Annotated in this window: 1 protein-coding gene; it reads right to left on the reverse strand. The window is 53.7% G+C overall.

What is annotated here, in order from left to right:
* Positions 1 to 5,438 (reverse strand): carbohydrate-binding protein (locus I2E77_RS13485; RefSeq protein WP_195451488.1); only part of this gene is annotated, 5,438 nt, incomplete at its 3' end.
* Positions 5,439 to 5,883 lie beyond the last annotated feature (445 nt).

A 5,883-nucleotide genomic window follows, 5' to 3' on the forward strand; every position in this document is an offset into this window, starting at 1 on the left:
ATCGTGAAGGTGTACGTGCAGCCGTCCGCTGCAAACTCGATGTCCTCGCCGTTGAGCTGCGCTCCGGAGAACGCGCCCTTGGTCGGGGTGAAGGTGAAGGTCAGCTCTTCGCCCGGCTGTACCTTCGCGCCATAGATCGCATCTGTGAAGATGATTTCCTCCGCTTCGCCCTCGACGCTCATCGATGCGTTGCCGCTCCACTGTACCGTCAGCAGCTGCGGCTCGGTGTTTTCAGTTTCTTCAAAAGTGAAGGAATGGAAAGCAACCGCACCTTCCACCAGTTCAATGGACACATCCTTTACGCCATTCCAAAGGGAAGACGGGATTTCCACCGTAAAGTCTTGATCGTGGGCCGCATCCCATCCGCCGGTCTGTGCGATTCGGACGTCGACAAACTCGTTGTCGCCCTCTCCGAATCGGAAGCGCAGAAGGGCTTCCTTTTCTTCTTCTGTGTCGGCGCGGCCGTTTGCCACACGGACGGTCAGTTTAGAAGCGCCTGTTGAGCCAAAGTCGAGACCGTCGTAGTAGAGGATTTCACCCTTGTCGAATCCACCGACGACCTGATCAGGCTCGCCGCGTTCCAAGTTGACAGAGCCGTCCACGGAATCATAATTCCTTGCATAGGTAATGGTGTAAGCAGATTTGCTCTTTCCGGTGAGAACCAGTCCATCAATTGCATCTTGCAGCTGTTTGGCAGCTTCCGCCACCGCGTCATTGTCATATATGTCCACTGCGGATGCTGACTCATAAGCGGCTTCAAAGATTTTCCAGGTTTCTTCCGTGTAAAGGAGGGGCCGGTTCTCAACCTTCGCAGTAATGTCGGCAGCCTCCTGCATGGCGTTTTCGTAATCTTCGTTCACCACGGGGGCGCTGTCGTATCCGGTGAAGACCAGTGCCTCAAAGTCAAAGCTGGTGCCCTTTTCAAAGCCGATGACAAGATCCTGCGGGCCCATAATCCCCTTTGCAGGAACGGTTTGTTTAAAGAACGTCTCAGAGGAGAGCTCATAGGACTCGCCTTCGCCAGCCTTAAAGACAAAGGGAATGGTCTTTTCCGTCCCGTTGTCGTTGTAACGCAGATACCCATAGACGTCTTCTCCATTGAGGCTTCGTCCCTGGATTGTCACTTCTTTGGAGCCATAGCTGCCAAATTCGACATTGTTAAATTTGATTTCCACTTGATCGGTGATTGCGCTGACATAGTTCTGCATGATCACATGGCTTCCGCCGTCGATATCCGTGATTTCAATATCGCCCGCGGCGGATTCCGGATTCATCTGCTCATAGGGGCTGATATACTGCACGGTACCTTCTTCAAACCAGAAGGAATTCAAGGCGATGGAACCATTTTGGAAGACCAACACAAGATCGTGCAGGCCAGAGATGCGGGGAATATCAAAGGTCTGGGACTTGTACTCACTCCAAGAGCCGGTCGGCTGGAATTCCAGCGTGGTCACCAGTTCGCCGGTGGGGGAATCCAGACGTACGTCGATGATCTGCGAATAACTGTTGTTATTGGAGCCATTGATGGTGATCTTCGCACATCCGTTGAGGCCAAAGTCCACATCCTCATACAGAACCCAGTTGCCGCTGGTGATTCCGCCTAAGGCCGTTTCGGGTTCCCCGGTTTCCCCGGTGCCGCTTTCCGTCCAGAGGTTGCCGCTGCTTTCCGCATAGGATTCTGCTTCAATCGTCTCGTACGGGTCCACGTTTGTCTTTTCCACAAAGGTCTGGGTCAGATATTCCGGCGTCAGTTCGGCCTCTGGCTGGAATTCATCAGAAGCCATGTACTGAAGGATGCTGTAATAGAGCTGCTTTGCTTCGGGGTATTCCTCCATCTGGTTCAGCAGGTCGAAGGTGCATACCACCAACTTGCCAGCTCCCACGTTTGCTTCAAACAGGCTGCCCAGCTTCCGGCTCCACTCCATGTGGTCGATGTTCCAGGCGAGGGGTTCCAGATCTGCCGGAGCATCGTCCAGGACGACCGCGCGCGAGCCTTTCATCAGATTAAACCACTGATAATCGTTGAAATATTCCGTGGGGAAATAGCGGAAGATCGGGTGGTCGTTTTGTACATACATGCCCATTGTGTGCGCGTCGCGGTCCGAGCGGTGGAACATCTTGCTCCAGTAGTCCGTCGTCCAGCGTACGGCCACACTGTCGGGGATGGTTTTCAGGCTGGGTTCCGGCAGGAAGAGGACTTTTTGGCCGTTCTCCAACGCCTGTAGGGTTGCCTGGTCCATGTTGGTAGAGACCAGAACATCCGAAGGCACTGTGGGGTTGAGATCGCTGGGATAGACCCACAGGTCGTAGCTGTTGGAGCCGATGGAATCCACGGAGACCTCCAACTTTAGCTTTGCCGCTTCTGTCACGCCCGCCAAGGAGGTGGTAAAGGCGCCGATCTCTGTTACACCGCCCTGCGCAACGTCCGTCGCGTCAAGGGTTCCCTCTGCAAGGACGGTATCGCCATTTGTCAGTTTCCATTGCCCAACAACGCCGTCCAAAGCGGCCGGGCCGTAGTTGACAACGGAAATCGTTCCCGTCAGATCTTCGGAGTTGGTGAGGACCAGCTTCGGAAGCTGTGCCAAAACAACGACGGAATCGTTAAAGCTCTTATACTGCTCTTTCGTAAAGCCACCGGGCTTGTCTTCCATGAAGTTGTCCAGAATGCCGACGTGTGCGGTGCCCTGGCCGGGGAAGTCCTGGATGCTGAGCAGCTGATAGCCGGCCATATCCGGTGTGCGCAGCGCGGTTTCCATATCGGCACGGTAACCGATCGCGGAGACACGGGCGGATACTTTTGAGAAGATCTCGTTCATGTGAAGCAAGCCTTTGCTCTCCATGAGATCCCGGTAATACTGCAAGTTGCGCGCCTCAAAAACGCCCGATTCATACTTGGGGATTTCTTCGTCGAACAGGGGGAGGACCTGGTACTGGCCCGCCTCGTGGTTCATCAGGGGCTTATCCACCTCTTCAATGGCATGCTGATAGGTGAACGTTGTGTTCGGCTGCATGGACTCCAACGCACCGCCGGAGGCCGCATCCACCCAGGAGAACGAAATGCGCGTATGATACGGGTCGGAATTCGCCCTCGTTTTGCAGGTGGTCCAATAGTCGTCCCCTTCGTTGAGAGAAGGCGCCCAAAAGTTGTTGTTGCTGCCCTCCGCATACAAGCGGGTATCGTCCACGCTGCGGCAGAGCTCGCGGAGCGCGTTTGCGCCGTCCCGGTTGCTGCCGGTGGTGTTGAGCTCATTGCCCCATGCAAACATAACAAAGGACGGGTGATTTGCAAGATATTCGAGGATTCTTACAGCCTCTTCGTTGAAATAGTCGCCGAAGGGTGTGCCGCCAAACCCGTAGAGCTCCGGCTGCATATAGATGCCCAGCTCGTCGGCTGCTTCAAACGCTGCCTCCGGAGGCGTCCAGGAGTGGAAACGGAAGAAGTTGATGCCGAGTTCCTGTGCCGTGGAGAAGAAGTCGAGCCACTCCTCCTTGGTCATGAACGGGTATCCGGTCAATGGGAAGACGGCGGAATTGCCCTCGCCGCGCATAAAGGTGGTGGTCCCATTGATGGTGAATTTTGTCCCGGAGGTCTTAAATTCACGCATACCGAAGTTTTCGACAAAGGTATCGGAATACATACCTTCTGCATCCAGGGAGACGGTCATCTCATACATGGACGGGTCAAATTCCGACCAGAGGCGGACGTCGTCGCCCATCGCATAGGTGACTTCGATTTCCTTTTCCGTCTCATCCGCGGCCAGGGAGAATTCCTGTACGGCCTGCGGAACGGTATGTACATCGCCCTCGTGGTTGTAGCTGTGCGCCTGGAGGGTCAGGTTGCCGTTGACCGCCTGTCCTGTCGTATTGGAGAGCGTGATCTTTGCCAGAGCGGTTTTGGCGTGAATGTCCGGATAGATCCGCACATCCTGGATAAAGACAGGGTCCACGGCCTTCAGCTCAATTTTTCCCAAAATGCCGTTCCAGTTTGTCACCGTCTCTTCCGTCAACATGTGGCTATTGGTTCCCACCTGATAATCTGTGTTGCGCACCTGCACCGTGATGGTGTTTTCCTGGCCGGGGATCAGGTCCGACAGGACGTATTCCTGTGCCGTGCCCAACGTATCGTTGGAATTATAGTTGGTCTGCTCCTGGCCGTTCACCCAGACCTGGGTATTTTTGGTGCGCTCCATCAGGAACGTAACGTGTTTTCCTGCCCAGTTTTCCGGGATAAAAACCTTCTTTTGATAGACCGCATCGCCGGTATAGGTGTATTTGCGGTTCAGATGGTTGGTGTTGACCGATGTATTCCGATTGCCCTTTTTATTTTCGTCCAGCGTTCCCGGAAGGATACAGGTATCGGACAGGGTGCCGTCCTCTGGGGAATAGGAACCCAGTTTCAGCTCCCAGACGCCCGCCAGGGATTTTTGATCGGTAACAATGTGATCCTGAAAGACTGCGACCGCGGAATCAAGCGCTTCGTAGGCAGAGTGAATCTGCGTTTTATTGGCACTCTGATCCTGGAAGACCGCATCAGCTTCTTGGATAGCCGCTGCAAAGGCGTTTTTGGCCTCTTCGGACGCTTGACCGTTTTCGGTTCCGGTCCCCGTGCCGTCCAGGAGGGATTGGGACTCCCCGAGCAGGGTTTCCAAGTCGTCCCGGCCATACATGTTGCGGGATTCCTCAAAAGCATGCATCGCAGCGGACAGTGTATCGGCAGCCGCTTGGATGGCCGCTTCGTCGGATTCCGGCAGGGAGGCGGCTTGCAGCTCCGCTTCGTCGATCGCTTGCTGGAAGAGATCGATCTGTTCCTGTGGATACTGGCCGATTTCCTCACCGGCTTCTGCCTGGCCGATTGCCTCATATGCGTTATCAAGCTGATCCCACAGCGGTGCATAAACGCTCTCGGCGGCAAAGAAATTCAGCTCCGCGCAGGAGGCCATGGATGCGTTTACCGCTTCCAGACGCACATAGCGGGCGGAAACGGGCGCGGAGAAGACCGCTTCTTTTTCGGTCATATCGCTTTCCCAGGAGCCCTCTGCAATGGGCGTGTAGGTGTTTCCATCGGCGCTGACCGAGATCGCATATTCGCGGATATAACCGTTGGAATTCCCGTCCTGCCTGGGCAAATACGTCAGCTTTGTTAGCTCGACATTCCGGCCCAAGTCTACGGAGATCCAGTGCGGGGCCGAAGCAGAGGTGCTCCAGCGGGTATGCCACATCGTCCCGGAATCGCCGTCGATGGCCAGGGACGCATAGCAGGTGTCACTGCTGCTCTCTTCACTGGATGCGGTTGCCGTCATCAAAAACTGGGGGATTTTTACAGGGTTGTTGTCGTAGGCAATGGCCTGGACCCACGATAAAGGGATGCTGCTGGCGAGCAAGGCGGCAGTACAGGCCATGGCTGTAACTCGCCTTGCAAAGAATCCTTTCTTTGACATTTTTCTCCTCCTTGATCCAATCTTTTCTTCATCCTCTTTTTAGCGTGTACTCTGTCACCTCCTCATGGCACATAACGATATAAAATATATTATGTGGTTGTATTATTATGATTATTATATAACTTTATAATATTATGTCAATGTGTTATAGGACATATAGTTGAATGTTTTGTTATTTGAAATGTTTTTTCTGCATACAAAAAAATAAAAGCATTCCGGTGTAGGGAATCATTTTTAACACTTGCTCCACATTTAAATAGGAAGGCGCTATGCGTCCGCCATAGGGGCCTCTTGGCCGGAGGCTTGCGAAAAGTATGGCTTGGGATAAACAGGTTCGAGCGGATAAAATAAGGCTGGCGGCCTTAAAGTGAAGTGACCCCGAAAAGTTAGACAATATTTTTGAAGAAATTGCTCAAGCAACCGAAAGGGCTTGTTGTCTGTGAAG

The sequence above is a fragment of the Anaeromassilibacillus sp. 1001302B_160321_C8 genome (assembly GCF_015554745.1).
In the GTDB taxonomy this organism is placed as follows: Bacteria; Bacillota; Clostridia; order Oscillospirales; family Acutalibacteraceae; genus Anaeromassilibacillus; species Anaeromassilibacillus stercoravium.